The sequence below is a fragment of the Polaromonas sp. genome, from assembly GCF_012927415.1.
Taxonomy (GTDB): Bacteria; Pseudomonadota; Gammaproteobacteria; order Burkholderiales; family Burkholderiaceae_C; genus Polaromonas.
Genome location: NZ_JABBPF010000033.1, coordinates 17,008 through 40,074, shown reverse-complemented (window position 1 = coordinate 40,074; position 23,067 = coordinate 17,008). Strand labels below are relative to the sequence as shown.

The window sequence follows — 23,067 nt, the reverse complement described above, 5'->3', positions numbered from 1 at the left end:
CCGATCTTCATGCCAGCAGCGCCCGCATTTCCTGCAACACCTGCGCGGAAGGCGGCCGCACTTTGCGCCATAGCTCAAACGCTTCTGCGGCTTGTTCCACCAGCATACCCAAGCCATCCCTGGGCGTCGCGCCGTGCGCCTGCGCCCATGCCATAAACCCGGCGGTAGCCGGACCGTACATCATGTCACAGGCCAGAGCGCCGGGTTTGAGTACCGCGCTGTCAACCGGCACTTCGCCGCCCGTGAGGCTGCTCGCGCTGGCGTTGATAACGACGTCAAAACTACCCGCAAGTCCATGTAAATCCGCTGTCAGCAGCTCTGTTTTTTGTAGCACTTGTCGCAGTGAAGCGTGCGCCTTGTGACGCGCGACAAGATCGTCCGCCCTGGCGCGTGTCCGGTTGACCAGTACCAGCCGGCGCGGCTTCGCTGCCAGCAAGGGGCCCAGCGCACCGGCAGCCGCACCACCAGCGCCTATCAGCAGCACATCGCAGCCGGCCAGCAGGACACCGGCATTGTTCTGGATGTCCTTGACCAGACCGACGCCATCGGTGTTGTCGGCGTGAACCATGCCATTGGAAAATGTGAGTGTGTTGGCGGCCTGGGCCAGCTGGGCGCGGTCGGTTTGTGTACTGGCGGCGCGATAGGCCTCGAACTTGAAGGGGACGGTGACGTTACAGCCGCACGCCCCGTCATGCACCAGTTGCGCCAGCGTGCAGGCGAAACCGTCGAGCGGCGTGAGCAGGCGCTGGTACTGCAGGACTTGGCCTGTCAGATCGGCAAAGCGGGCATGAATCAGCGGAGACTTGCTATGCGCTACCGGGTTGCCGAGTACAAAATATCGATCCATTGCTGAGTACCCGCTCGTGATTGAAATTGTTATTAGTGGCAAGGCTTTTGCACACCACCGCCTCGGGTTCAGCGGTTTGTAAGCGTCGTTTGGAGGCCATCTTCCCGGGTAAATTTGAAGCGGGACACCACTACAATCTGGTCGGCCCGGCGGCGCATGGTCTCGTTGAAGCGGCTGAAGGGGCCGCTGCCGCGAACAATGTTCTGTGCACGCCGGTCCAGTGTGAGGTTGCCCGAGGTCTGAACCACTTCGGTGTCGAGAACGCGGCCATCAAAATTAACCGTCACGATCATGGTGAGTTCGCCGTACAGCAGTCGGCCGGCCTGTTCGGGAAAATTCACCGTTCCCTTGTCTTCAATTTTGTGACGCAGTTCATCGTAATAAACCGCGTAGACTTCTTCGCGCGTGGCCGGGCTGATGTAGCGTTTTTTGGGACGCGCATTTTGTTCATTGATGCGCTTTTCAATTTCGGCCAGCAGATTGATGAGCTGCTTGCGTTTTTCTTCACGTTCGGTCTGGGCGGGGTTGTTGGCAGGCACGCGCATGTCCGGCGGCGGCAGCGAAGCCAGCGCTTTCCTGATTTGCGCCAGCAACTGAGTTTGCTGCTCCTGCAGTGACTCGACCTTGCGCTGCGCATCCTCGGAGGCGTCGCCCAGCTCCATCAGGGCGGAGGGTGGCAGTGGCGAGGTGGCGCGGCCTTTTTCGAGCTGGCCGCCGCCTGCCAGCGAAGCCTGCGCAATCGCTTTCGCTTTGTCTGGTTTTTCACTGGACTTCGCATTGACCAGAATCACTTCCAGCGGCGTGTCCTGAAACACGCGGTTAAAACGTTCAGGATCGACAAAACGCACGGTCAAGAGAACCGCATGAAATGCGATGGAGACGCCCAGGGCAATTTGAAGGGTGCTGGGTGATTTCACAGCAATGGTTTATCGGTGGTCAGGCGCAACACGGCTCAAGCCGCCGCCAAGCCTGCAGCGAGCGGCGCGTCCAGGGCGGGCTCGTTGATATCGACGGCAATCGAGATCGGGCCTGCGGCAATGTCGGACTCGCCATCCTCATCGGCGCTTTCATCTGTCAGCGCTGCGGAGTCATTAGCCACAGTGTCCAGCCGCTCGATGACAGTACCCGAAATGTCCAGCGTAATTTCGTCAAGCGCGCCCAGCCTGATGCGCACCCTGGCGCCGCGCGGCAGGCCTTGCGCGCCTAGCGCTGGCAGCACCAGGGGCAGATCGTCGGCACGGACGAGGTTGTCCTTGAAGGTGGTGGCTGTCAGTTCGGTGATGTTGTTTTGCTCCAGGTACTTGAGGGTCCAGTAGCGCTCGATACCGGACTGGAAGCCGTTGTAAGCGCTGTAAGCGCCATCAAAGCACGAAATCACCGAAAAAAGATCCGCGTCCTTGGGCTTGAAGGGTGCGGCCAGCGCGGCCGTGCGGCCATGCCGGGTACAGGCAATGATTTGCCACTGGTTGACCAGGTCGGTATAGCGGCGCAGCGGCGAGGTGGCCCAAGCGTAGCTTTTTACGCCAATGCCGGCATGCGGCAGCGCTTTGGTGCCCATGCGCACTTTCACGCCGGGCGCGAGACTCGCCTGGCTGCGGTAAATGCCGGGCACGCCATGCTCGGCCAGCCACTCGCCCCAGGTGCTGTTGGCCAGAATCATGGCTTCAGCGACGATCAGATCGAGCGGCGCGCCGCGTTGGCGCGTGCTGATGCTGACCCGCTCGTTTCCCTGCGGTTCCTGGCCTGAAGGGTTGTCGAGCTTGAAGTTGTAGTCGGGCCGGTTAAAGTTTTCAGGTTTACCGCGAACGATTTCGCGCTGGGCCTTCAGGTGTCTGGCCAGCCGGTGCAAAAACGTCAGTTCAATGCCCCACTGCACATCAACTGCCGGATAGAGCTGCGCGGCTTCAAAAAACGCTTCGGTGAAAGTGCTGTCGAGCGCGTCATGACGCAGGTTGCTCACGATAGGCACCTGTTCCAGCCGGGTCACGCTGCCGGTGATTTCCAGCGTGGCTTCATCAAGCGTCAGGTAAAGCGACAGAGCCGGGCAATTGCGGCCTTCCTGCAAGGTATAGGCCTCAACCACATCATTGGGCAGCATGGTAAGTTTGTAGCCGGGCATGTAAACCGTGGACATGCGTGCGCGGCCAACCGCGTCCACTTCGCTTCCCGGCAGCACGGCGAGGCCGGGCGCCGCAATGTGAATGCCCAGCTTGACCGTGCCGCTGCCCAGGCCGTGCACTGACAGCGCATCGTCGATTTCAGTGGTGCTGGAGTCGTCGATAGAGAACGCCTTGACAGCCGCCAATGGCAGCTCGTCCTTGATCGGTGGCGCCTGCAGCGACGGGAAAGACGTGCCCTTGGGAAAGTTCTCGAACAGGAAGCGTTTCCAGTGGAACTGGTAGGGCGAGGCAATGGCGCCGGCTTTTTGCAGAAGTTCCAGCGGCGCGGTGTGGGTGGCGCGCGAGGCATCGACCACGGCCTTGTACTCGGCGCTGTTTTTGTCAGGCTTGAACAGGATTTTGTAGAGCTGATCGCGAATCGGTGCCGGGCACTGGCCCTGTCCCAGCTCCTCGGCCCAAGTGGCGATTTGGGCAACGAGCTGCTTCTTTTTCTCGATGGCAGCCAAGGCCTGCTGCAGGATTTCGACCGGCGCTTTCTTAAAGCGGCCCTTGCCGGCGCGACGGAAGTAGTGCGGTGCGTCATACAGGCGAAACAGCGCGGCTGCCTGCTGTTCAAGCGATGCCGGCCTGGAAGCGTCGGCGCTGAAATACTCGCGCGCCAGGTCGGAGAAACTGAATTCTTCCCCGCTGACAAACTCCCAGGCCAGGTCCAGCTCAATGTCTTCGCCCAGCTTCAATGCGTTGGCCACGAGTTCGGCCGGCGCCGGTTTCTCAAACTTCAGCAGCGCATTGGCGGCCTTGACCTTGACGCGTTTGCCCGAGTCGAGCTCGACCTGCAGCGAGGCGTCAGTCTCCGACAAAATCCGGCCGGCCAGAAACTTGCCGGCTTCTTCAAACAATACAAACAAAACGGAATCCTTTAGCCATGGGTGTGCCTTTTGGGGTCTGCAGCTAGTGTAATCAGGCTGTCCCGGCGGCCACCCGCCCGCAGCTGGGAATTTCAGGCCAGCTTCAAAAAATCGAGGATAAGTGGCAGATGCGCCTCGAAATCGCTCAAGGCGTGGTCACCGCCCTCAATCAGGCAAACATTGGCGCGACCATAATGCGCCGTCATTTCATGCCAGTTCAGCACTTCGTCCCCCTTGGCAATAATGGCAAGATAGTTTTCGGGGGCTTTGAGGGGACCGCTCTGCAGGACACGCAGTTCATCGACAAAACCGGGCTCGAAGAAAAAGCGTTCATGGGCGTTGTGCCAGGCTGTCTGCTCGCCAATGTGACGGCTCAGGTCGCGTGCCGGCTTGACGGCGGGATTGAGAACCACCGCCTTGCAGGCCAATCTCTCAGCTACGGCAGTGGCGTAAAAGCCCCCCAGCGAGGAGCCGATGACAGCCAGTCTTTCAAAGCCGGCTTCCTGTTGCCATCGGGCCAGACCGGTGAAAATCTCTTGCATGGCTTGCCGGGGTGATGGGGGCAGTTGCGGGCACCACCAACGTACCGCTGGGTGACGCCGCTGCACCTGGAAGGCGACTGTCTTGGCCTTGACCGATTGCGGCGAGGAGCGAAATCCGTGCAGGTAAAGCAAGTGGGTGGTGCGCATGCCGCCATGGTAAGCGCCACATCTAGTCACAGCCCAACACCGCCGCCAACCGCCTCGCCAGCACAGGAATCAAGCCTGGCCGGTGAATTTTTCCCCTTCCTGCGGGCCGCACTATGAACTTGCGGAAAAGACGGTATCGGGGCGGGCTGGTACTATATGAAGTGCTTATGAAAACTACTACGTCTCCCCAGCCAGCCACCGACGAGGGCACGCCTGTTTCCGTCAGGATTCGCGAACGTTTGGTCCAGGCACGAAAGCGTTTCCACGCCAACGACAACATCGCCCAATTCATTGAGCCCGGTGAACTGGCAAAGCTGCTTGATGAGGTCGAGGGCAAGATGCAGGGCGTGCTCGACAGTCTGGTCATCGACACCGCAGGCGACCACAACACAGGCAATACTGCCCGTCGCGTGGCAAAAATGTACCTGAACGAGGTGTTCAACGGGCGCTATGTGCAGGCACCCACCATCACCGAATTCCCTAACGCCGAGCATCTGAATGAATTGATGATCGTCGGGCCGATTACCGTGCGCAGTGCCTGCTCGCATCATTTTTGCCCGGTTATCGGCAAGATATGGATTGGCGTCATGCCCAATGAACACACCAATGTGATCGGCCTGTCCAAATACGCGCGGCTGGCCGAGTGGGTGATGGGGCGTCCGCAAATCCAGGAAGAAGCGGTGGTTCAGCTGGCTGACCTGATCATGGAGAAAACGCAGCCCGACGGGCTGGCCATCGTGATGGAAGCCAGCCACTACTGCATGGCCTGGCGCGGTGTAAAGGATATGGACAGCAAGATGATCAACTCTGTCATGCGCGGCGTGTTTCTCAAGGATTCGACCCTGCGCCGCGAATTCCTCGCTCTCATTCCACGCAAAGGATAAGCTCATGTTGGTACGTTTGTTATATGCCAGTCGCGCCGTGGACACCAGTGCCGGGGCGATCGAGGCGATTCTGGTGCAGTCGCGCCAGTACAACCCGTCTTGCGGCATCACCGGCATTCTTTGCTATGGAGGCGGTATCTTTTTGCAGGCAATTGAAGGCGGCCGCATGGCAGTCAGCGAGCTGTACGGGCATATCCAGAAAGATCTCCGCCACAAAGATGTTGTATTGCTGGATTTCGAGGAAATCTCGGAGCGTCGTTTTGGCGGCTGGACCATGGGGCAGGTCAACCTGCTCAAGCTGAACCATTCGATTTTGCTGAAATACTCGGAAAAGCCCGAGCTGGATCCCTATGCCGCCTCCGGCAAGGTATCTTTGGCGCTGCTGGAGGAGCTGATGGCCACCGCGTCCATCGTAGGCCGCGCCTGAATTGCCCCGACCGGCTCCACCTGCCGCATTCCACCCTCCGCTTGCCTCGGCACTTTTTGCCGGATGTCGTGATCCTGGTTAGTTGCGCGACGGCAGGGGCGCTGCGTTAAGCGAGCGAACAAGGGTTTCATGAGCCAAGACTTGCTGATCGGGTGCGATTTTTCGAGCAGTCCCAGCCGCCGAAAACCGATAGTGATGGCGTCAGGTTCGTCCTCCAAAGGGCGTGTCCTGCTTGCGGGGCTTGAGCGGATCGAAACGCTGGACGGCTTCGGGCAATGGCTTGAGGTGGAAAGGGCTTGGACCGGCGCCTTTGATTTTCCTTTCGGCCTGCCACGCGAGCTGGTAGCCAATCTGGGCTGGCCTGACCGCTGGCCAGAGCTGATTCGCAAGTATGCGGGCTTAAACCGGCTTGAGATCCGTAACACCTTTGCCGCCTTCTGTGACGCTCGGCCGACAGGACAGAAATTCGCCCACCGCGCCACGGACAAGCCGGCCGGCTCCAGTCCGTCCATGAAATGGGTGAACCCGCCCGTGGCCTATATGCTGCATGCCGGCATGCCACGCCTGCTCGCCGCTGGCGTGCATTTGCCGGGCCTGCACGACGGCGACACCCGACGCGTCGCGCTGGAAGGCTATCCGGGCCTGCTTGCCCGCGAGGTGCTGGGTCTGCGTTCGTACAAAAGCGACGACAGGGCCAAGCAGACACCAGAGCGCCTGATAGCGCGCAAGGATCTGGTGACCGCGCTGGAGCACGGGCAAACCCGACTAGGCTTGCGGCTGAAGGTCAGTCATGCCCAACGCGATGCTCTGGTTGACGACGCCAGTGGCGACAGCCTGGATGCGGTGTTGTGTCTGTTGCAGGCAGCGTGGGCGGCAGGCAAGGGTGCACCCCGTTACGGTTTACCGCTGGAGATCGATGTGCTGGAAGGCTGGATCGTCACCTCCTAGTGTTTCGGGCGGGAATGATCAGACCAGAACGAGTCGAAAAAACCGACTAAACTGTTTATTTGTCCAGTATGTTAAGCGGTGAAAAATGGAGCATTTCCCTGTCGCTGGTTTGCTGCAACACCCCGCACAGCCTGTTTTCAGCATCAAATAGAGCTCATGTCCAATGAAATTCGGCATGATTCGCTATTAAATATATAGCAACTAGAAACATGACTTTCGCCCTTTGGGTCAGGCTGCCATTAGCGGTGACTTTTGCACTGGCCATGGTGTTTTCGCCGGTTTCCGCCGCCGGGGCGTCCGGAGCTGTCTGGTCGGGTGTCGTGACTTACGTCGTTGACGGCGACACGGTCCGGGTGCGAGCGCCGGGTGGCGGCAAGCCGGTCAGTATTCGAATGGATGGCATTGACGCGCCGGAGGTTTGCCAGGCCGGCGGCACAACATCCCGTGATGCGCTCAAACTCAGAGTGCTCGGTAAACGTGTGGCGGTTTACGGCACGATGTATGACGATTATGGTCGCCTGGTGGCGCGTATTGTGCTTGATGGCGAGGATCAGGGGGCGTGGATGGTAGCGCATGGGCAAGCCTGGTCCTACCACTATCGCGCTAGCGCAGGCCCGTATGCGCTGGAGCAGCAAAAGGCGAAAAATGCGGGGATTGGCCTATTTTCCAAATCTCACGCCAAGGCGCCTGTTTACCCGCGGTATTTCCGCAAACAGCATGGTTCCTGCCGAGCAGAGGCTTATTCGCAAATCGCAGGGCCTGATTTTTCGGAGAGGATGACGCGAAAATAATTTCCTCTAATTCTTCCGTAGCTTTCTGGTCCCAGTCCTACGGAAAATTCGACAAAGGCTGATTGGCAGAAACAGGCATGACCGATATGATCCAGTCGGTTTAGTTTTTACAATTGCGGCTTCGTTGAGCTTATTCAGGTTTTTTTCTGGGCCGTCTCTTTCAAAACAGGAATCATCATGAAACCAAAAGCTTTTCCTTTTTTTCACCGTTCATCCATAGGCCTTCGTCCCCATGAGGTGCGGGTGGCTGTCGCTTCGCTGGCCCTTATTCTTGCGTTGGGCGCTTGTAGCAAGGAGGAGGAAAACAAAACTGCCGGCCAGCAAGTTGACTCGGCGATTGCAAAAACGCAGCAGGCGGCCGTGCAAGCCAGAGCCCAGACAGAGCAGTCTGCGGCGGCGGTTAAGGCTAAAACGGAAGATGCGATGGCTAACGCGGGGACCGCCATCAAGGATGCGGCAAAAAATGCCGAATCTTCTACCAGGGAAGCTGTGGGTAAGGCAGAGGAGAAATTCGGTGATGTCGCCATCACGACAGCCGTATCATCCGAGATCGCCAGAACCAGCGACTTGAGCGTGCTCAAGATCAATGTGGATACCAAAGAAGGTGCAGTGACGCTGAGTGGCTCCGCACCGACCGAAGCAGCCCGTGAAAAGGCGGGCGGCATCGCCAAAGCGGTCAAGGGCGTGCGCTCGGTGGACAACAAGCTGGTCGTGAAGGCAGGCTGATTTTTTTAGCCGTCTGCTCCCTCGACGCGGCTGCTTGCTGAAAGATTTCGGCGGGCAGCCGCGTTTTTTCTTGCCTGCGGCGCATACCGCGTCACCTGTGCCAGCCCACCAAGCGGCTCTGCATCTTGGTTTTCGGCAAGCCTTGAAAGACCTTGCCATTAAAAAAGGCAAGTGATGAAAAATTCATCACTTGCCTGATGCGCGCCATCTTTAATGGCGCAAACCCTGAGGAAAGATTTAAGGCCGAACGACGATGTCGTTGCGTACAGACCTGACGTTCTTCACGCCGCGGGCGATGTTTTCAGCCTGCGTTCTTTCTGCGGTCGACTTTGCAAACCCAGACAACTGAACCGTGCCATTGAGCGTTTCAACGCTGATGGAAGTTGCTGAAACCGTTTTATCTTCAACGAATTTGGCTTTGACAGAAGTAGTGATGGCAGCATCATCAACATAGGATCCAGCCGTTTCCTGACCACGCCCCACGGCGCAGCCGCTGCCAATGATGGTGATGCCTGCCAAGGCGGCGAATGCGATTGCGCGAGCGTATTTCATAGGGTTATCCTCTTGAGTTGGTTTAATTTAATCGGTGCAAAGTTGGGAAAGCCTGTCAACTGGCGGCACCACGCCTATTGACCTGCGGATAACAATTTATTTCTCAAGCCAGTCTTTAAGCTCGTCGGCATGCTCTTCTTCATCGGCAAGAATGCTTTCAAGCATTCGGCGGGTGGTAGGGTCCTTGTCGGCGAGGAGCGTAATCATCTGGCGGTAGGTTTCGATCGCGATCCGCTCGGCGACGAGGTTCACCCTCACCATAGTCTGCAAATCATTTGACTCATCATAGTCTGCATGGCTGCGCTGCAGCAAAGTAGACGGAGAAAAATCAGGTTCGCCGCCGAGTTGGACAATTCGCCGTGCTATGCGGTCTGCGTGGGCAGACTCTTCGTTGGCATGGACGAGAAATTCCTCAGCAATCTTGGGAGATGCCAGACCGCTTGCCATGAAGTGGTGACGCTTGTAGCGCAGCACGCACACCAGCTCGGTCGCAAGTGAGTCGTTGAGGAGTTTTACGATAGCTTCGCGGTGGGGTCCATAAGCCGGCGTGATGGCGCCCTGTTCAAGACTGGAGCGGGCCGCAATCAGACCCGATTCATCAATCTTCATGGTGTTGGACGCAGTGGGATTTGTTTTCATGGGGTTCCTGAATTGTTTTGAGGGTGATGAGAGCGGTTCGTTAACAGCGACAGCAGCGCACTTGAAAGTCCCGATGACTTGAGGGTAGCAAGCAGCAAGCCACCCACAGACACCATGCGCCAAGGCCGTACCAGCACGGCTGCCGCGCCAATGCCTGCAGATACGCCCAGTAACTTAAATGGATGCAACTTGGCATATTCGCCAAGAAACGGCCGTGCAAGCTGGACCATACTGCTGGCCGGATGGCCATGCCACCAAACACGCAGAGCGTGTTTCACCAAGCCCAAGGCGCCTTGTGAAACGGAATTGGGCTGCCTGGAATCATCTAACTCGTTATCCGGTTCAAGGTCATTTTCCCAATGGTGTCGGCTCATGTGCTTGATGATCGCCTTGCGGCTGAGCGCTAAGCGTTCCTGAGGGGTAGGTGTGGGCGTTGCAGGCATTTCAAACTTTGACGCAACAGAGCCTCAGGAGACCGAGCGCAACGCCAGCGCATCGCTGTCGAGCTGCGCTCTGAGTTCAGGAAAACGTTCACTCCGAAGCGGTTTTTTAGCGACCAACACGGCGATTACCAGCAGCAGAAGCGCAAAACCGGGAACTGCGACAAGCACCCAATGGAAATGATTTTGCATGAATCCCAGCATCAACGCCGTGCCGGAAAGACCCAGGAACACCGCTGTGGCCAATATCGCCAGCACCCATGCCGCAACCCGCTGCAGAATCTCTGCGCCAGCACTGGACGCTTCTTCGTGAAAAAGCGCGCCATAAGCCGAAATATGGTCAAGAACCAGATCGGGTCTTTGAACGATCGTGGAAAACAGCGGGTGCAGCATAAGTCAGGTCGGTTTGATCGTCAGCGGGTTTTCTTGGTCTGGCAGTGTGTCATTTTCAGTAGCGGTTCTGGTTACGGTGGCGGGTCGCGGAAACCAGCAAAGCAACGGTTGCGCCAACCGCGGCTGCGATAAGTATCGAGCGAACGGGTTGCTCTGATACATAACGGGTTGTAACTCCGGCCGCACGTTTGAAAGACTGCTCAGCGCGGTCCTTGGCTTCAGAAGCCAGATCCAGACTGTGGCGGGCGAGCTTTTGAGCTTTTGTCGCCAGCATGTCAACCATGGGATCAACGCTGCCGCGCAATTCGCGTACTTTGCTCTCGGCTTTGTCCAGCGCGTCATTGGCATGATCGCGGGTTGATTCCAATGCCTTACCGGCTGATTGAAGAAGGTCATCGGACGCTTGGCGCATCGTGGGCATGGTGTCGCGTGCCAGGTTTGGTGGGGTATTGATATTCATTTGAGATCCTTAATTGGTTGGGGAGGTTGGAGCGGCAAAACAAAACAGGCCATCGAGTGGTCGCCCAGTCAATTCTTCCTGACCAGGCTGATCACGAAGCTCACAATCGCCATGATGGCGAAAATGATGAAAAGAATCTTGGCAATTTCAACGGCCCCGGCCGCTATGCCGCCAAATCCGAATACGGCAGCGATCAGAGCGATCACCAAAAATACGACAGAATAATGCAACATTTTCGAACTCCTTCATTGGGCTGCTTGAGCGGTGCTCCTTGCTTGCAACGCCTCTTGTTACTTTATCGGGCATAGAGGCTTTTACTTATCGGCTTCGAGCCTGCAGAGCTGTAAGTGACAGGGGTGCCAGGGTGTAGGATGGGGCTGACATTTTGTTACGTGCCTTATCGGGGCCAGGGCCTTCTGCAATGATGCATTGCGTTACATGTTTTTGGGCAGCATGGCCGAAATCTTTGTTCCGCTTCCTGCGGCGCTTGTGACAGTGAGGCGACCGCCCGCTGCTTCCACCCGGTGGCGCATGCCTGAGAGGCCGTGGCTTCCCGGCCCGACGTTTTCCACATTGAAGCCTTCACCATTGTCCCGGACCTCCACCGCGATGTAGCCATCAAAGTTTTCCAGCCTGATTTCAGCCTGCGTGGCATTCGCATATTTCGCCATGTTTGTCAGCGACTCTTGCACCAGGCGGTAAACGGTAAGCTGGGCTGAACCTTCAAGTTCCACCGTTTCCAGATCGGTGGTGATGGAAAGGCCAGAACGTTCTTCAAATTCCCGCGCGAGAATTTCCAGCGACGCCACCAGCCCCAAGTGGGAAAGCGATGAGGGATGCAAATCTTCGACAATTCGACGCTTCAGGGCAATCCCGCTGTTGAGCGTGCTGGTCAGGTGTTCAAGGCGCTCGGATGCTTCGGGCAGATTGCCAGCCAGTCGTGATTTGAGCCTGGCTACATCTAGCTTGGCCGCCGTGAGGAGTGCGCCGAGCTCGTCGTGTAGTTCGCGTGCCAGATGGCCGCGTTCGTCCTCACGAACATTCTGCAGGTGAGTTGCCAGTTCTGCCAGGCTGGCAGTCCGCTCGCGCACCTGTTTTTCGAGCAGGTCACGCTCTCGCTGCAACGAATCCTTCTCTCGCAAGCCCGAGGCAACCAGCGCCTTGGTTTGCAGCAAATACATGTAGAAAGCCAACAGCCCAATCAGCGCCGTCGTTGCAATGCCAATGCGCGACAGCTGTAGTGCTTTCTGGATCTGTGCTTGCCCCTGCTCCATCTTTCGGATGCTGCTGGCCAGCAGCTTGGCGGATTGTTCACGGATCGCTTCCATCTGTTCCTTGCCCACATCGGTGGTCAATACAAATTTCCAGCCATCTTCATTGCCCTGCTTGCGCATGCGCACGCTCAGGTCCATTTCAGCGAGTTTGCGCGAGACATGCCTGGACACGAGGTCAAAATCTCCGAGTTGCTCCCTTGAAGGAGCGAAAAGCTGACGCATGACGTCGAGGTTTTGGTTAATATCTGCAGTAGCCGTGTTGTAGGGCTCCAGGTAGCGGGGATCGCCTGTCAGCAGAAAGCCGCGCTGTCCCGTTTCCGCATCCAGCACCTGCTGCACCAGTTTGCTGATGGCACCGCGGGTTTGCTGGGCGGATTCGATGTTAGCCAGCGCCGCAGTCGATTCCTGAAAACTGGACTCGTTGATCAAAATGAGGGACGCAGCCGCCAGCACCGCCAGGGGAAGGGTGATGACCATTTTGGGCAGGGCAAATTTTTTCAAGGCAAACTCCGTTCAGTACTTCGCTGGATATCTCGTGAATAATGTGCACTTGGAATCAATGTGATGTTCGGGCTCGGCGGGCTCTTTATGGTGACGCCTGCTCACCCAGGATTTATAGAAAGACAGCGACATGATAAAAATCGGAATTGTGGATGACCATGCCATCGTGCGTTCGGGACTGAAGCAATTTTTTTCGGACCAGGTGGATTTACGCGTGGTGGGCGAGGCCGCCAGCGGCCGTGAAGCCATTGACTTGGTGCGCAATGTCGAGCTGGACATTCTGGTGATGGACCTTTCAATGCCTGGGCAGAGTGGCATTGATGCTCTGGCCATGATTCGCGCCAAAGCGCCTGATGTGGGCATTCTCATTTTAAGCGGCTACCCGGAGGAGCATTACGCGGTCAACCTGATTCGTCAAGGAGCCAGTGGTTACCTTAACAAGGAATGTGATCCATCGGAAATTGTCGACGCCATTCGCGTGATTTCGTTGGGCAAACGCTACATCACGCCAGCTGTTGCGGAACTGCTGGCGCAACAATTGAATCGGCCGAAGGACGTTGCTGCCCATGAGCAGTTGTCCGAGCGGGAATTCCAGGTTTTTCTCAAACTGGCAAAAGGTGAAACGGCTGGCGATATCGCCAAAGCTCTTTCTCTGAGCGTGAAAACGGTGAGTACCTACAGAACCCGCGTCATGGAGAAAATGAGCCTCGCGTCCAACAGTGACTTGACTTATTACGCGCTTAAAAACAAGCTGATTGACTGAAGGAAATCGGCCGCACCGTGTCAGGAATTTGCAATAGCCGGCCATCGTCCTGGCTTTTTGCGAAGCGGGCGAACTGTCACTTTCACGGGGTTTTTTTCTCGCCCTGCCGACTATGGCAACCTGGTTTTGAACCGATCGTGCCGGGCCTGGATCAGGTGTCGGACTTTTCACTTTGCTGGTCGTTTCGCGCTGCGCAAGCCTGAGCGCTAAATTACGCAATCCCTTTCCCGACTTCCAGTGGAGTTCCCCTTTGCTGGAGACAGTATTCCACCAGGGCGTCAATTTCATTCGATTTGTCGAAGACCGCGTCGACATCCAACTGGGCGCAACGCTGGCGAATGTCCGTAGTGGCGTAGTTACTCAGCACAACCACTTTGCGGTGTGATGGGCGATCGCGGCAGGCCGCCAGCACACCCAGGCCGCTTCCCTGCTTCAGGAATAGATCGACGATCGCCAAATCCCATTCTTCGGGATGATTTGTCAGCCACGCCTTGCCTTCATTTTCGGTTTCTGCAGTTCCCACGGCAGTAACAAACGCAAGTTCTTCGAGTGTTCCAATGAGGTTTTCCCTGATGGTGGGATTGTCTTCGACGATATAGGTTCTGAGTCTCACGAAGCGTATCCAGTTAGCGAAGGCCGGACTTTCCAAATTCTTCCGTTTGCCCAACCAGTGCAACTGGCAAATTCCAGTTTGCATGTCTCTTAATGTATCTTTCTCACTGTGCCGATTGTGCCAGTGAGCTATGCCGGTCTATGTAGGATGACGCCTACGGCGCGCAAGTGTAGGCACATGCTCACAGAATTAGCGCGTGTTTGCCGACTGCCCTATCTGTTAAAACCAGGCGATAGTCATGCACGATCAAAGCCGTAAGGCTTTTGACAAGGGTCGGCTGTCCACATGGTGGTCCGAATGGTCTTTTTTTTTACGATTTTCAATCTTGTAATAAGGCATGAATACACGACGGCTTCATTCCCCAGTTCTTCTCCGTTGGCTGGCGGGTATCGTTCTCCTGCTTGTTGTCGTCACTGTGGCAGTTTATTTTTTCCCATGGGATACGTTGCGCGAGCCGGTCAACAGATATGTATCGGGTCAGCTTGGGCGACGTTTCGAGATCACTCGGCATCTTGCTGTGGATGTGGGATTCACCACCACGGTGCGGACCGATGGCGTGGAAATTGCGAATCCCGCGTGGGCGCATGAACCCTATCTTCTGATCGCAAAAACTGCCGAGTTCGACATCAAGCTGTTTTCATTGCTGTTCGGGAAAGTAGAGATACCCCGAATCATGTTGACAGAGCCAAAAATTGGTTTACAGATTGAACCGGATGGGCGCCGAACTTGGGCGCTGTCGCGTGATACGACGGATGTTTCGGCGGTACCGAAGATTGGAGTACTGCTGGTGGACCAGGGCACGGTCACCTACCGGGCGCGCGCGCAAGGGGTAGACCTTGATGTTCAGTTTTCCCTGGCGCAGGAAGCTTCGACGCCGCTCCCCTTGAGCTACAAGGCGACCGGCAAATGGAAGAACGAGGCCTTTACTGCCAGCGGTCGCGCTGGCGGCGTGTTGCAGCTGAGCGAGAACAGCGGTGAGCTGTTTCCCCTTGAGGTCAACGCGGTTGCCGGAAGAACAAGTCTGAAGGCGAAAGGCTCAATTACCAATATTGCAGAGCTTGAGGCTATTGACGTCAGCTTTGATTTGGAGGGTCGCAATCTGGATGACCTGTACAAATTGCTCGGCGTCGCACTCCCGGCCACGCGCCCCTATAAATTTCGCGGGCAACTGAACAAACGTGGCAAGATTTGGGCGACCACCCGGATTGAGGGCATGCTCGGCAAGTCGGATATCAGCGGCGCTCTCAGTTTCGATCAATCCTCCAAAGTGCCGCTTCTAACCGGCAAGGTGCAATCAAAAATACTGGATTTTGCAGACCTTGGACCGGTGGTTGGCATGGTGCCTTCGGGCAACGCAGCCACCAAAGCTTCGACTGGTTCCGAATCTGGGAGTCCCGCGGCTGCCGCGTCGAAAAAGCGGCTGACGCCAAATGAAAGCGCGTCGCGCAAGGTGTTGCCCGTGGCCGTTCTTGACGTTGAAAAACTCCAGTCCATGGATGCAGACGTTACTTATTCCGCCCAAGATATCAGGCATGTCCAGGCCTTGCCGCTGGACAAAGGCAATGTTCACGTCAAGTTGAAAGCGGGTGTCATGCAGCTTGAGCCAGTTTCTCTGGGGGTTGCTGGTGGAACTGTCGCAGGAAGTATTCATATCGATTCGAACGTCAAGCCAGCGGCATTCAGCACCCGGCTGGATGTGCGGGCGCTGCAGTTGAATCAACTGTTCCCTACCGTTCAAAGCACGAAAACAGGCCTCGGAAAAATCAGCGGCCAGTTCGACCTGAAAGGGCGCGGAAATTCGGCGGCGCAGATGCTGGGCTCGTCCTCGGGCAACATGGCAGTATTGATGGGCAAAGGCGAAATCAGCAATATTCTTCTTGAATACATGGGGCTCGATGGCGGGGAAATCATCAAGTTCTTGGTCCTTGGCGACCGCAATGTGCAACTCCGTTGCGCGGCTGCGGCTTTTGATGTGAACCGGGGCTTGATGACCAGCCGGGCCATCGTGCTCGACACCAGCGACACCATCATCACGGGTCAGGGCAAGATAAGTCTGGCCGATGAAACGCTTGATGTACTCCTGAAACCCGAGCCCAAGGACCACAGCATCTTGAGTCTGCGGTCGCCGCTACGGATTGGCGGAACCTTTGCAAGGCCTTCTGCCGGGCCCGAAAAGACGGCGCTTGCCGGCCGAGTTGGTTTGGCGCTGCTGCTCGGCGCCATCAATCCCTTGCTGGCGCTGGCGGCTACGGTGGAAACAGGGCCTGGTAAAAATGCAGACTGTAGCCGTGTCCTGGCGCAGGCATCGCACCCAAAGGTCGCGCCTGCTGCAGCCGGCAAATAGGCTGCTGCGGAGTTAGGTTTCGCCGCGATTCACGGTTGCTTTTAGTCGGTGCCGCAGACTGCGCAGGTGCTGACTCTTGCCAGTTTCATCTCATTCCACTCCATGCTGCGCCCATCCAGCATCAGCAACCGCCCTGTGAGAGGCTGTCCAATGCCGCACAACAGTTTCAGCGCCTCTGCTGCCTGCACGCTGCCGACGATGCCGACCAAAGGCGAAAATACTCCCATGGTGGCACAGCGGGTTTCTTCCAGCTGGTCGGTCTCGGGGAAAACACAGGCATAGCACGGTGATTGAGCGCTGCGCGAATCATAAACAGCCACTTGACCATCAAAGCGAATCGCTGCGCCCGAAACCAAGGGTTTGCGGTGTTTGAAGCAGGCGCGGTTGATGGCATGGCGCACCGCAAAATTGTCGGTGCAATCAAGTACCAGGTCTACCTCACGCACCAGCCCGTCAAGCAATGCGTCATCGGCCTTCTGGGTAATCGGAATGACATTGACATCGGGATTGATGGCATATAAGGCCTGTCTCACCGAGTGCACCTTGAACTCGCCAATGCGCGCAATCGTATGAGCAATTTGCCGTTGCAGGTTGGTGCCGTCCACGCGGTCGTGATCGACCAGCGTGATACGTCCGACGCCAGCACTGCCCAGATACAAAGCCGCTGGCGAACCCAAGCCGCCTGCGCCAATTATCAGCACATGAGCGGCGAGAAGTTTCTCCTGCCCGTCAATGCCTATTTCATCAAGCAGGATGTGGCGGGAATAGCGAAGGAGCTGTTCGTCGTTCATTCAAAGAAGGGTAACGCCCAGACTTTGACACTGGTCGGGATCATGAGATGACTTAAGTGTGGTCAGTGCAAAGCGCCGGGGCGCTGTACATCTTTCACCGGCGCCTCAAACCGGAAACCAGTTAGCGGCAGCTAGTTATCTTTTTTCTCGTTTTTAGGCTCGACTACCGCAGTCTTGCTAACCAGTACTGGACGACCCTTGAGCTGGTTGATGGCCTGAGCCAGCGGGAAGTCCTTGTCGCCGCCCAACTCTGGTGGCCGGCGTTGCTCTGGCGTCTTTTTGGCGTCTTCTTCCAGCCGTTTCAAGGCTTGTTCGCGGGCCTTTTCACGACCAGCATCCTTGATTTCCTCGCCCTGGCCGCTGTTGAGATGCTTCTCAAGATCGGCTTCGCGGGTGCGTAGTACCGCGAATGGACTGCCTTCGGCGGTCTCGTCGACCATCACGTCTGGAACAATGCCGCGCGCCTGAATCGACTTGCCGCTGGGCGTAAAGTAACGCGCGGTGGTCAGCTTGATGCCGGTGTCGGGGCCGAGTGGACGAACGGTCTGAACCGAGCCTTTTCCAAAGGTCTGGTTGCCCATGATGGTAGCGCGCTTGTAGTCCTGAAGGGCACCCGCCACAATCTCGCTTGCCGAGGCCGAGCCCTCATTGACCAACACCACCAGCGGCACCGTCTTGAGCGCTGCAGGCAAGCCTTTGAGCGGATCGGCTCCATTGCGGCGCTGGTAAAACTCGGGCGAAGCCTTGTAAGTGAATTTGCTCTCGGCAAGCTGGCCGTTGGTGGAAACCACGGTCACGTTTTCTGGCAGGAAAGCGGCCGACACGGCAACCGCTGCATCAAGCAAACCACCCGGATCGTTGCGCAGGTCGAGCACCAGACCCTTGAGGTTGGGATCCTGCTTGTAGATTTGCGTTATCTTGGCTACAAAGTCGTCTACGGTTCGTTCCTGGAACTGGCTCAGCCTTATCCAGGCGTAGCCGGGCTCAACAACCTTGCTGCGAACCGACTGGGTGCGGATTTCTTCGCGGGTAATGGTCACCGGAAAAGTCCGGTTTTCATCCTTGCGGAAAATGGTCAGGAGCACCTTGGTCTTGGGTTCGCCGCGCATCTTCTTGACGGCTTCATTCAGGCTCAGTCCCTTGACAGCGGCGTCATCAATGCGGGTGATCAGGTCATTGGGCTTAAGTCCCGCCTGGTCAGCGGGCGAGCCTTCAATGGGTGAGACCACCTTGACCAGTCCATCTTCCTGGGTGATTTCAATGCCGACACCGACAAAGCGGCCCGAGGTGCCTTCGCGAAATTCCTTGTAAGATTTCTTGTCGAAATAAACCGAGTGCGGATCCAGGCTGGAGACCATTCCCGAGATGGCGTCGGTGATCAGTTTCTTCTCGTCGATCGGCTCGACGTAGTCGGTCTTGACCATGCCGAACACGGCGGCGAGTTGCTGCAGTTCTTCCAGTGGCAACGGTGTCAAGCCACCGCGCGCGACGGCTTGCAGTTGCACTGTGGTGAGGGCGCCCGCCATCGCACCAATTGAAATCCAGCCTGCTATCTTGAGCTTTTGACCCATAAAATGTACTTTCGTAAGCCTGTTGAGGAGCTTTGCCCCTTCGTGTCTGGGAGCAATATACACCTTGGAGGTGGGTCGGTCGCGACAGTTCCGTCGGCCGCGTCTTGCGAGGCAAAAAAAGCGACACAACGGGGTCGTTTATGAAAACTTTTACCTGAAATTTACAAATTCCCTATGCCATTACGGCCGGTGCCCGGACTTTCAGCGCGTTGCATCACTTGGTTGCTCTCTACGTGGCGGCCGTCCTGCCTTGCGCACCGACCGCCGCTGCCGCCCGGGCCACAGCTTCGCTTTCGCCGAGATAGTAGCTGCGCAATGGCTTAAGTTCCGCATCCAGCTCATACACCAGAGGAATGCCGTTGGGGATGTTCAGGCCGACGATGTCATCGTCGGAAACATTGTCCAAGTATTTCACCAGCGCACGGATGGAGTTGCCATGAGCGGCCACCACGAGACGTTTGCCGGCCCTGATAGCCGGAGCCATTGACTCGTTCCAGAACGGCAGCACGCGTGCCACGGTGTCCTTGAGGCATTCGGTCAGCGGTACTTCCTCCGGCCTGAGCCGGGCGTAGCGCCGGTCGTCGCGTTCGCTGCGCTCGTCACCGGCAGCCAGCGGCGGCGGCGCCGTGTCATAACTGCGGCGCCAGACCAGCACCTGCTCGTCGCCGAATTTCTTTGCCGTTTCGCCCTTGTTCAGTCCTTGCAGAGCGCCGTAATGGCGCTCATTGAGCCGCCAGCTGTGCATGACGGGCAGCCAGGTTCGGTCCATTTCGTCCAGCACATGCCAGAGGGTGCGGGTCGCCCGCTTGAGCACGCTGGTGTAGGCGACGTCGAAGTCATAGCCTTCTCTCCTGAGCAGCTGTCCGGCAGTTTTGGCCTGTTCAATGCCGGTTTGGGTGAGATCGACGTCGGTCCAGCCGGTAAAGCGGTTTTCAAGGTTCCAGGTCGATTCGCCGTGGCGGATGAGCACGAGTTTGTACATGGTGTAAAAAATTCAGGAAGGGACAGACATGGGAAACTGGGAGGCCAGGCGGCATTTCGCAGGGGGGTTTTTCGCTCCATTCTAAAATCACTGCTTGGGTGAAAAATATACAAAGGGTATGACGTGAAATTTTTGATCGATAACTGGATGCTGATCGGCATTGCACTGGCCTCGGGTGGCATGCTGATCTGGCCCCTGATTGCAGGCGGCATGAGTGCGGCTACGCTGAACGCTGCAGGCGCCGTGCAGCTCATCAACCGCGAAAAGGCGGTGGTGGTGGATGTCTGCGAGCCGGCTGAATTTGCCGCCGGCCATGTTACGGGCGCCAAAAATGTGCCTCTGGGGGAGCTTGAGACCAAACTTTCCGGCGCTGTGAAAAACAAGACACTGCCACTGATCCTGGTCTGCGCCAGCGGCGCCCGTTCGGGCCGCGCTGTCGCAATCGCCAAAAAACTCGGTTACGAGCAAGCCCAATCGCTGGGTGGCGGACTCAAGGCGTGGAAAGAGGCTAATCTTCCGGTCGAGAGGGCCTGAAAAGACTTGCCGGCCAAATGCCGGCCCGGCGTTGGCCCGGCTTCGCTTTCCCCACCCATTTTCTACGCGGCAACACCGTGCACGACCTGAAAAAACATGCAATCCGTAAAAATTTACACTACTGGCACCTGTCCTTACTGCATTCATGCCAAGCAGTTGCTGCAACAGCGCGGCGTCACAGAGCTCAATGAGATACGCGTCGACATGCTTCCCGGGGAACGCCAGAACATGATGGACCTCTCGGGCCGGCGCACGGTGCCGCAGATTTTTATCGGCGAGACGCATATTGGCGGCTGCGATGACCTGGTGGCGCTGGATGGCAAGGGCGGCCTGTTGCCGCTGCTGAACAGCGAAAATTAGTGCCTGACTTGGCAACCGACAGATTCAACGACCCTGAGATAATGCGGCCACGCCCGAAGGCCAACTGCATTTGAATGTTGGCGGCTTTGGCCTGACTTCACCCATTTTTTAGCACCCTGACGAAAGAACACCATGGCTGAAGCCAATCTTGACCCCGTATTCCAGATTCAGCGCGTTTACCTCAAGGACGTCTCACTCGAGCAACCCAATTCGCCCGAAATTCTGCTCAACCAGGAGCAACCTGCCGTGGATATTCAGCTCGGTGTTGAAGCCACCCCTGTGGCTGACGGCCTGTTTGAAGTCTGCGTGACCGCCACGGTGCACACCAAGATTGGCGAAAAGACCGTGTTCATGGTTGAAGCCAAGCAAGCCGGAATTTTTGAAATCCGTAACATGCAGGCCGACCAGCTGGGCTCGATTCTGGGCATCGCCTGCCCGCAAATTGTTTACCCTTACCTGCGCAGCAACGTAGCTGACGTGATTCAGCGCGGCGGTTTCCCGCCCGTTCACATGGCGGAAATCAATTTCCAGGCGATGTACGAGCAGCAGCAACAGCAGCAAGCCGAAGCCAGTCCGCCCCAAATCATCGTTTGATGCTTCGCTAGCTCGCCTCGTGGGCCGGGTCCTTTTGTCATGAAAATTGTCGTTCTTGGAGCCGGTGCCTGGGGTACGGCGCTGGCCGTCAACGCCTCCCGCACGGTGGGCCGCGCAGGCCCGCGTCATCAAGTCACTTTGTGGGCCCGTGATGCGGTGCTCATCAATGCACTGCAGACTGAACGCGTCAACACCCGTTACCTGCCCGGCATTAGCTTGCCCGACAGCCTGCTGCTGCAGGGCGGAGGCGAGGCGTCGCTGCTACAGGCGATCGGCGGGCAGGATCTCATCATCCTGGCCACGCCGGTTTCCGCAGCGCGCAGCCTGTTGCAAACCCTGCAGTACGTCAGCGTGCCGGTTGCCTGGCTGAGCAAGGGTCTTGAGGCACCGCTTGCCACAGCGCCGGGGTCAATCTCTATTCCCTTGCCTTTTGGCCTCATGGTCCACGAAGTACGGTCACAGGTAGCTATCAATTTAAGAGCGGGTGTGCTCAGCGGCCCGAGCTTTGCGCTGGAAGTCGCGCGTGGCCAGCCAACCGCGCTGGTCGCCGCCAGCGAGCATGCCGAGGTGCGCGAGGCGCTGGTCGAGGCCTTTCACAGCGCCGCGCTGCGCGTCTACGTCAATGACGACATCATCGGCGTTGAAGTCGGGGGCGCCGTCAAGAACGTGCTGGCCATTGCCACCGGGCTGTGCGACGGCCTGCAGCTCGGCCTCAACGCCCGGGCCGCGCTCATTACCCGGGGGCTGGCCGAAATGACCCGTCTCGGCGTGGCGCTGGGTGCACGCCCCGAGACCTTTACCGGCCTGTCAGGACTGGGCGATCTGGTGCTTACGGCCACCGGCGACCTTAGCCGCAACCGCAAGGTCGGTTTGTTGCTGGCGCAGGGCCTATCGTTGCCAGAGGCAATCAAGTCGCTGGGTCATGTGGCCGAAGGCGTTTACTGCGCCCGTACCGTGGTGCAGCGCGCCGCCAGCCTGGGGGTAGACATGCCGATCGCGCAGTGCGTGGTGGCGCTGCTCGACGGGCAAATACTGCCCGGACAGGCGCTTGCCCTGCTGATGGACCGCGACCCTACCGACGAGCTGAACTAGCGCTGTCCGTGCAGGTGTGGGGGATTCGACCAGAGCCGGAAGCCGGGATTTTGCGGAACGCTGTGGCGTCAAAGACAAGCTGGCTGTTGCTGACTGCCTTGACACAGCGCCAGTCCCTCTCAGCAAGGTCCAAGGGGTGCATCCATAAACAACGTGCATCTATCCGGCAAACTGCCCCTGCTCATGATGGCGGCGACCGTGCCTGTTTTCAGTGCGTGCGCGCAAAGCCGCCCTGACCGACCGGCGAGTGCTACCAGTGGCATGTCGTTTTTTGTCACCAGCGCCAATCCCGGCAAAGGCGCGGACCTGGGTGGCCTGGCCCGCGCCGACCAGTACTGCCAGAAGCTCGCCACCATGGCGGGGGGGGGCGGTACCTGGCGCGCCTATCTGAGCAACAGCGCTGTCAGCGCCCCGCCTGCGCTCTGCCTGCGCTAACCGTGCCAGGTTGAAAGCGGCATTTGTCAGGTCCGCTAGAACTGGCGCTACTTGCGCAGAACAATCGTCAACAGCAGCGACGAGTCCCGCAACGCCGTCAAGGCATGCTCGACGCTGCCTTCCAGCCAGACCAGCTGGCCGGCTTTCATGCGCTGGCTCTGTCCGTTCAATTTGAGATCAACTTCGCCTTCCAGGCAGTGAATCGTGATTTCACCCTTGACCCGGTGCGGGGGCATGGTTTTACTCGCCGGCATGACCAGGCGCATGACCTCCAGTTCATCGGTCTTGAACAGGGCAACCGTGCTTGCCTCGGAAAGCTGGCTGGCCAGGGGCTGAACATCAACGATTTGCCCCGATGCAGCATGCGCAATAGCCATGATGAAAGTCCT

28 protein-coding genes are annotated in these 23,067 nt (G+C 57.6%); 12 read left to right on the top strand and 16 right to left on the bottom strand.

Annotated features, from left to right (window positions below):
• Positions 1 to 7 precede the first annotated feature (7 nt).
• The 4 genes from aroE to HHJ19_RS03685 all read right to left on the bottom strand — a co-directional run bounded on the left by aroE (position 8) and on the right by HHJ19_RS03685 (position 4,564).
• Positions 8 to 847 (bottom strand): shikimate dehydrogenase, encoded by an 840-nt coding sequence (gene aroE, locus HHJ19_RS03700; RefSeq protein ID WP_296904155.1) that lies wholly within the window; start codon positions 845 to 847, stop codon positions 8 to 10.
• Between the two features lie 68 nt (positions 848 to 915).
• Positions 916 to 1,764 (bottom strand): TonB C-terminal domain-containing protein, encoded by an 849-nt coding sequence (locus HHJ19_RS03695; protein WP_296904154.1) that lies wholly within the window; start codon positions 1,762 to 1,764, stop codon positions 916 to 918.
• A 35-nt stretch (positions 1,765 to 1,799) separates the two neighbouring features.
• Positions 1,800 to 3,875, bottom strand: a complete 2,076-nt coding sequence (locus HHJ19_RS03690; RefSeq protein ID WP_296904152.1) for an RNB domain-containing ribonuclease — start codon at positions 3,873 to 3,875, stop codon at positions 1,800 to 1,802.
• 92 nt (positions 3,876 to 3,967) lie between these two features.
• Entirely contained in the window at positions 3,968 to 4,564 is a 597-nt protein-coding gene (locus HHJ19_RS03685) for a YqiA/YcfP family alpha/beta fold hydrolase (protein ID WP_296904150.1), read from the bottom strand.
• A 167-nt stretch (positions 4,565 to 4,731) separates the two neighbouring features.
• On the opposite strand from HHJ19_RS03685, the gene folE reads away from it, so the two are divergent.
• From folE to HHJ19_RS03660, 5 genes are all read left to right on the top strand, one after another.
• A complete protein-coding gene (folE, locus tag HHJ19_RS03680) occupies positions 4,732 to 5,448 on the top strand; it encodes a GTP cyclohydrolase I (protein ID WP_296904148.1) in 717 nt (238 codons plus the stop codon).
• Positions 5,449 to 5,452: 4 nt separating this feature from the next.
• Entirely contained in the window at positions 5,453 to 5,875 is a 423-nt protein-coding gene (locus HHJ19_RS03675; protein WP_296904147.1) for a BLUF domain-containing protein, read from the top strand.
• A 129-nt stretch (positions 5,876 to 6,004) separates the two neighbouring features.
• Entirely contained in the window at positions 6,005 to 6,823 is an 819-nt protein-coding gene (locus HHJ19_RS03670; protein ID WP_296904145.1) for a DUF429 domain-containing protein, read from the top strand.
• Positions 6,824 to 7,032: 209 nt separating this feature from the next.
• Positions 7,033 to 7,614 carry a thermonuclease family protein gene (locus HHJ19_RS03665; RefSeq protein ID WP_296904144.1) on the top strand — a complete coding sequence of 194 codons (582 nt, stop codon included), beginning with the start codon at positions 7,033 to 7,035 and terminating at the stop codon, positions 7,612 to 7,614.
• A gap of 177 nt (positions 7,615 to 7,791) precedes the next feature.
• Positions 7,792 to 8,340, top strand: coding sequence for a BON domain-containing protein (locus HHJ19_RS03660; RefSeq protein WP_296904143.1), 549 nt, complete (start codon positions 7,792 to 7,794; stop codon positions 8,338 to 8,340).
• A 237-nt stretch (positions 8,341 to 8,577) separates the two neighbouring features.
• On the opposite strand, the gene HHJ19_RS03655 is transcribed toward HHJ19_RS03660, so the two are convergent.
• The 7 genes from HHJ19_RS03655 to HHJ19_RS03625 form a co-directional block, all read right to left on the bottom strand.
• Entirely contained in the window at positions 8,578 to 8,892 is a 315-nt protein-coding gene (locus tag HHJ19_RS03655) for a BON domain-containing protein (RefSeq protein WP_296904141.1), read from the bottom strand.
• Positions 8,893 to 8,988: 96 nt separating this feature from the next.
• The gene (locus HHJ19_RS03650) at positions 8,989 to 9,531 is read right to left on the bottom strand and encodes a ferritin-like domain-containing protein (protein ID WP_296904140.1); all 543 of its coding nucleotides are present in this window, start codon (positions 9,529 to 9,531) and stop codon (positions 8,989 to 8,991) included.
• A complete protein-coding gene (locus HHJ19_RS03645) occupies positions 9,528 to 9,974 on the bottom strand; it encodes a hypothetical protein (protein ID WP_296904138.1) in 447 nt (148 codons plus the stop codon). The genes HHJ19_RS03650 and HHJ19_RS03645 overlap by 4 nt, the downstream gene beginning before the upstream one ends.
• Before the next feature lie 24 nt (positions 9,975 to 9,998).
• Complete coding sequence (locus HHJ19_RS03640) at positions 9,999 to 10,364, bottom strand: hypothetical protein (protein WP_296904137.1); 366 nt, start codon at positions 10,362 to 10,364, stop codon at positions 9,999 to 10,001.
• Positions 10,365 to 10,419: 55 nt separating this feature from the next.
• Positions 10,420 to 10,824, bottom strand: a complete 405-nt coding sequence (locus HHJ19_RS03635) for a hypothetical protein (protein ID WP_296904135.1) — start codon at positions 10,822 to 10,824, stop codon at positions 10,420 to 10,422.
• Between the two features lie 68 nt (positions 10,825 to 10,892).
• The gene (locus tag HHJ19_RS03630) at positions 10,893 to 11,057 is read right to left on the bottom strand and encodes a DUF1328 domain-containing protein (RefSeq protein ID WP_296904134.1); all 165 of its coding nucleotides are present in this window, start codon (positions 11,055 to 11,057) and stop codon (positions 10,893 to 10,895) included.
• A gap of 201 nt (positions 11,058 to 11,258) precedes the next feature.
• Positions 11,259 to 12,599 carry a CHASE3 domain-containing protein gene (locus tag HHJ19_RS03625; protein ID WP_296904132.1) on the bottom strand — a complete coding sequence of 447 codons (1,341 nt, stop codon included), beginning with the start codon at positions 12,597 to 12,599 and terminating at the stop codon, positions 11,259 to 11,261.
• A gap of 130 nt (positions 12,600 to 12,729) precedes the next feature.
• On the opposite strand from HHJ19_RS03625, the gene HHJ19_RS03620 reads away from it, so the two are divergent.
• On the top strand, positions 12,730 to 13,362 hold the full coding sequence (locus HHJ19_RS03620) for a response regulator transcription factor (RefSeq protein ID WP_296904131.1): 633 nt from the start codon (positions 12,730 to 12,732) through the stop codon (positions 13,360 to 13,362).
• 211 nt (positions 13,363 to 13,573) lie between these two features.
• Here HHJ19_RS03620 and HHJ19_RS03615 read toward each other — a convergent pair whose 3' ends face one another.
• Positions 13,574 to 13,975 (bottom strand): response regulator, encoded by a 402-nt coding sequence (locus HHJ19_RS03615; RefSeq protein ID WP_296904175.1) that lies wholly within the window; start codon positions 13,973 to 13,975, stop codon positions 13,574 to 13,576.
• A gap of 337 nt (positions 13,976 to 14,312) precedes the next feature.
• Between HHJ19_RS03615 and HHJ19_RS03610 the strand changes: the two genes are divergently transcribed.
• Positions 14,313 to 16,319 carry an AsmA family protein gene (locus tag HHJ19_RS03610; protein WP_296904129.1) on the top strand — a complete coding sequence of 669 codons (2,007 nt, stop codon included), beginning with the start codon at positions 14,313 to 14,315 and terminating at the stop codon, positions 16,317 to 16,319.
• 41 nt (positions 16,320 to 16,360) lie between these two features.
• Here HHJ19_RS03610 and moeB read toward each other — a convergent pair whose 3' ends face one another.
• The 3 genes from moeB to gpmA all read right to left on the bottom strand — a co-directional run bounded on the left by moeB (position 16,361) and on the right by gpmA (position 19,663).
• Positions 16,361 to 17,110, bottom strand: a complete 750-nt coding sequence (gene moeB, locus HHJ19_RS03605) for a molybdopterin-synthase adenylyltransferase MoeB (RefSeq protein ID WP_296904128.1) — start codon at positions 17,108 to 17,110, stop codon at positions 16,361 to 16,363.
• Between the two features lie 131 nt (positions 17,111 to 17,241).
• Positions 17,242 to 18,681 carry a S41 family peptidase gene (locus HHJ19_RS03600; RefSeq protein ID WP_296904126.1) on the bottom strand — a complete coding sequence of 480 codons (1,440 nt, stop codon included), beginning with the start codon at positions 18,679 to 18,681 and terminating at the stop codon, positions 17,242 to 17,244.
• Between the two features lie 229 nt (positions 18,682 to 18,910).
• Positions 18,911 to 19,663 carry a 2,3-diphosphoglycerate-dependent phosphoglycerate mutase gene (gene gpmA / locus HHJ19_RS03595; RefSeq protein ID WP_296904125.1) on the bottom strand — a complete coding sequence of 251 codons (753 nt, stop codon included), beginning with the start codon at positions 19,661 to 19,663 and terminating at the stop codon, positions 18,911 to 18,913.
• 123 nt (positions 19,664 to 19,786) lie between these two features.
• On the opposite strand from gpmA, the gene HHJ19_RS03590 reads away from it, so the two are divergent.
• The 5 genes from HHJ19_RS03590 (at position 19,787) to HHJ19_RS03570 (ending at position 22,678) form a co-directional block, all read left to right on the top strand.
• Positions 19,787 to 20,197 (top strand): rhodanese-like domain-containing protein, encoded by a 411-nt coding sequence (locus HHJ19_RS03590; protein ID WP_296904123.1) that lies wholly within the window; start codon positions 19,787 to 19,789, stop codon positions 20,195 to 20,197.
• 96 nt (positions 20,198 to 20,293) lie between these two features.
• Positions 20,294 to 20,557, top strand: a complete 264-nt coding sequence (gene grxC / locus HHJ19_RS03585; protein WP_296904122.1) for a glutaredoxin 3 — start codon at positions 20,294 to 20,296, stop codon at positions 20,555 to 20,557.
• Between the two features lie 132 nt (positions 20,558 to 20,689).
• Positions 20,690 to 21,151 carry a protein-export chaperone SecB gene (gene secB / locus HHJ19_RS03580; protein ID WP_296904121.1) on the top strand — a complete coding sequence of 154 codons (462 nt, stop codon included), beginning with the start codon at positions 20,690 to 20,692 and terminating at the stop codon, positions 21,149 to 21,151.
• 39 nt (positions 21,152 to 21,190) lie between these two features.
• Positions 21,191 to 22,243 (top strand): NAD(P)H-dependent glycerol-3-phosphate dehydrogenase, encoded by a 1,053-nt coding sequence (locus HHJ19_RS03575; RefSeq protein WP_296904119.1) that lies wholly within the window; start codon positions 21,191 to 21,193, stop codon positions 22,241 to 22,243.
• A 153-nt stretch (positions 22,244 to 22,396) separates the two neighbouring features.
• The gene (locus HHJ19_RS03570; protein WP_296904179.1) at positions 22,397 to 22,678 is read left to right on the top strand and encodes a hypothetical protein; all 282 of its coding nucleotides are present in this window, start codon (positions 22,397 to 22,399) and stop codon (positions 22,676 to 22,678) included.
• A gap of 47 nt (positions 22,679 to 22,725) precedes the next feature.
• Here HHJ19_RS03570 and HHJ19_RS03565 read toward each other — a convergent pair whose 3' ends face one another.
• Entirely contained in the window at positions 22,726 to 23,055 is a 330-nt protein-coding gene (locus tag HHJ19_RS03565; protein ID WP_296904117.1) for a cupin domain-containing protein, read from the bottom strand.
• Positions 23,056 to 23,067: the final 12 nt, after the last annotated feature.

Coding starts and splice junctions, on each gene's coding strand:
- aroE (WP_296904155.1), bottom strand. CDS start 847: ATGGATCGATATTTTGTACTCGGCAACCCGGTAGCGCATAGCAAGTCT.
- HHJ19_RS03685 (WP_296904150.1), bottom strand. CDS start 4,564: ATGCGCACCACCCACTTGCTTTACCTGCACGGATTTCGCTCCTCGCCG.
- folE (WP_296904148.1), top strand. CDS start 4,732: ATGAAAACTACTACGTCTCCCCAGCCAGCCACCGACGAGGGCACGCCT.
- HHJ19_RS03675 (WP_296904147.1), top strand. CDS start 5,453: ATGTTGGTACGTTTGTTATATGCCAGTCGCGCCGTGGACACCAGTGCC.
- HHJ19_RS03670 (WP_296904145.1), top strand. CDS start 6,005: ATGAGCCAAGACTTGCTGATCGGGTGCGATTTTTCGAGCAGTCCCAGC.
- HHJ19_RS03665 (WP_296904144.1), top strand. CDS start 7,033: ATGACTTTCGCCCTTTGGGTCAGGCTGCCATTAGCGGTGACTTTTGCA.
- HHJ19_RS03660 (WP_296904143.1), top strand. CDS start 7,792: ATGAAACCAAAAGCTTTTCCTTTTTTTCACCGTTCATCCATAGGCCTT.
- HHJ19_RS03655 (WP_296904141.1), bottom strand. CDS start 8,892: ATGAAATACGCTCGCGCAATCGCATTCGCCGCCTTGGCAGGCATCACC.
- HHJ19_RS03650 (WP_296904140.1), bottom strand. CDS start 9,531: ATGAAAACAAATCCCACTGCGTCCAACACCATGAAGATTGATGAATCG.
- HHJ19_RS03645 (WP_296904138.1), bottom strand. CDS start 9,974: ATGCCTGCAACGCCCACACCTACCCCTCAGGAACGCTTAGCGCTCAGC.
- HHJ19_RS03640 (WP_296904137.1), bottom strand. CDS start 10,364: ATGCTGCACCCGCTGTTTTCCACGATCGTTCAAAGACCCGATCTGGTT.
- HHJ19_RS03635 (WP_296904135.1), bottom strand. CDS start 10,824: ATGAATATCAATACCCCACCAAACCTGGCACGCGACACCATGCCCACG.
- HHJ19_RS03630 (WP_296904134.1), bottom strand. CDS start 11,057: ATGTTGCATTATTCTGTCGTATTTTTGGTGATCGCTCTGATCGCTGCC.
- HHJ19_RS03620 (WP_296904131.1), top strand. CDS start 12,730: ATGATAAAAATCGGAATTGTGGATGACCATGCCATCGTGCGTTCGGGA.
- HHJ19_RS03610 (WP_296904129.1), top strand. CDS start 14,313: ATGAATACACGACGGCTTCATTCCCCAGTTCTTCTCCGTTGGCTGGCG.
- moeB (WP_296904128.1), bottom strand. CDS start 17,110: ATGAACGACGAACAGCTCCTTCGCTATTCCCGCCACATCCTGCTTGAT.
- HHJ19_RS03600 (WP_296904126.1), bottom strand. CDS start 18,681: ATGGGTCAAAAGCTCAAGATAGCAGGCTGGATTTCAATTGGTGCGATG.
- gpmA (WP_296904125.1), bottom strand. CDS start 19,663: ATGTACAAACTCGTGCTCATCCGCCACGGCGAATCGACCTGGAACCTT.
- grxC (WP_296904122.1), top strand. CDS start 20,294: ATGCAATCCGTAAAAATTTACACTACTGGCACCTGTCCTTACTGCATT.
- secB (WP_296904121.1), top strand. CDS start 20,690: ATGGCTGAAGCCAATCTTGACCCCGTATTCCAGATTCAGCGCGTTTAC.
- HHJ19_RS03575 (WP_296904119.1), top strand. CDS start 21,191: ATGAAAATTGTCGTTCTTGGAGCCGGTGCCTGGGGTACGGCGCTGGCC.
- HHJ19_RS03565 (WP_296904117.1), bottom strand. CDS start 23,055: ATGGCTATTGCGCATGCTGCATCGGGGCAAATCGTTGATGTTCAGCCC.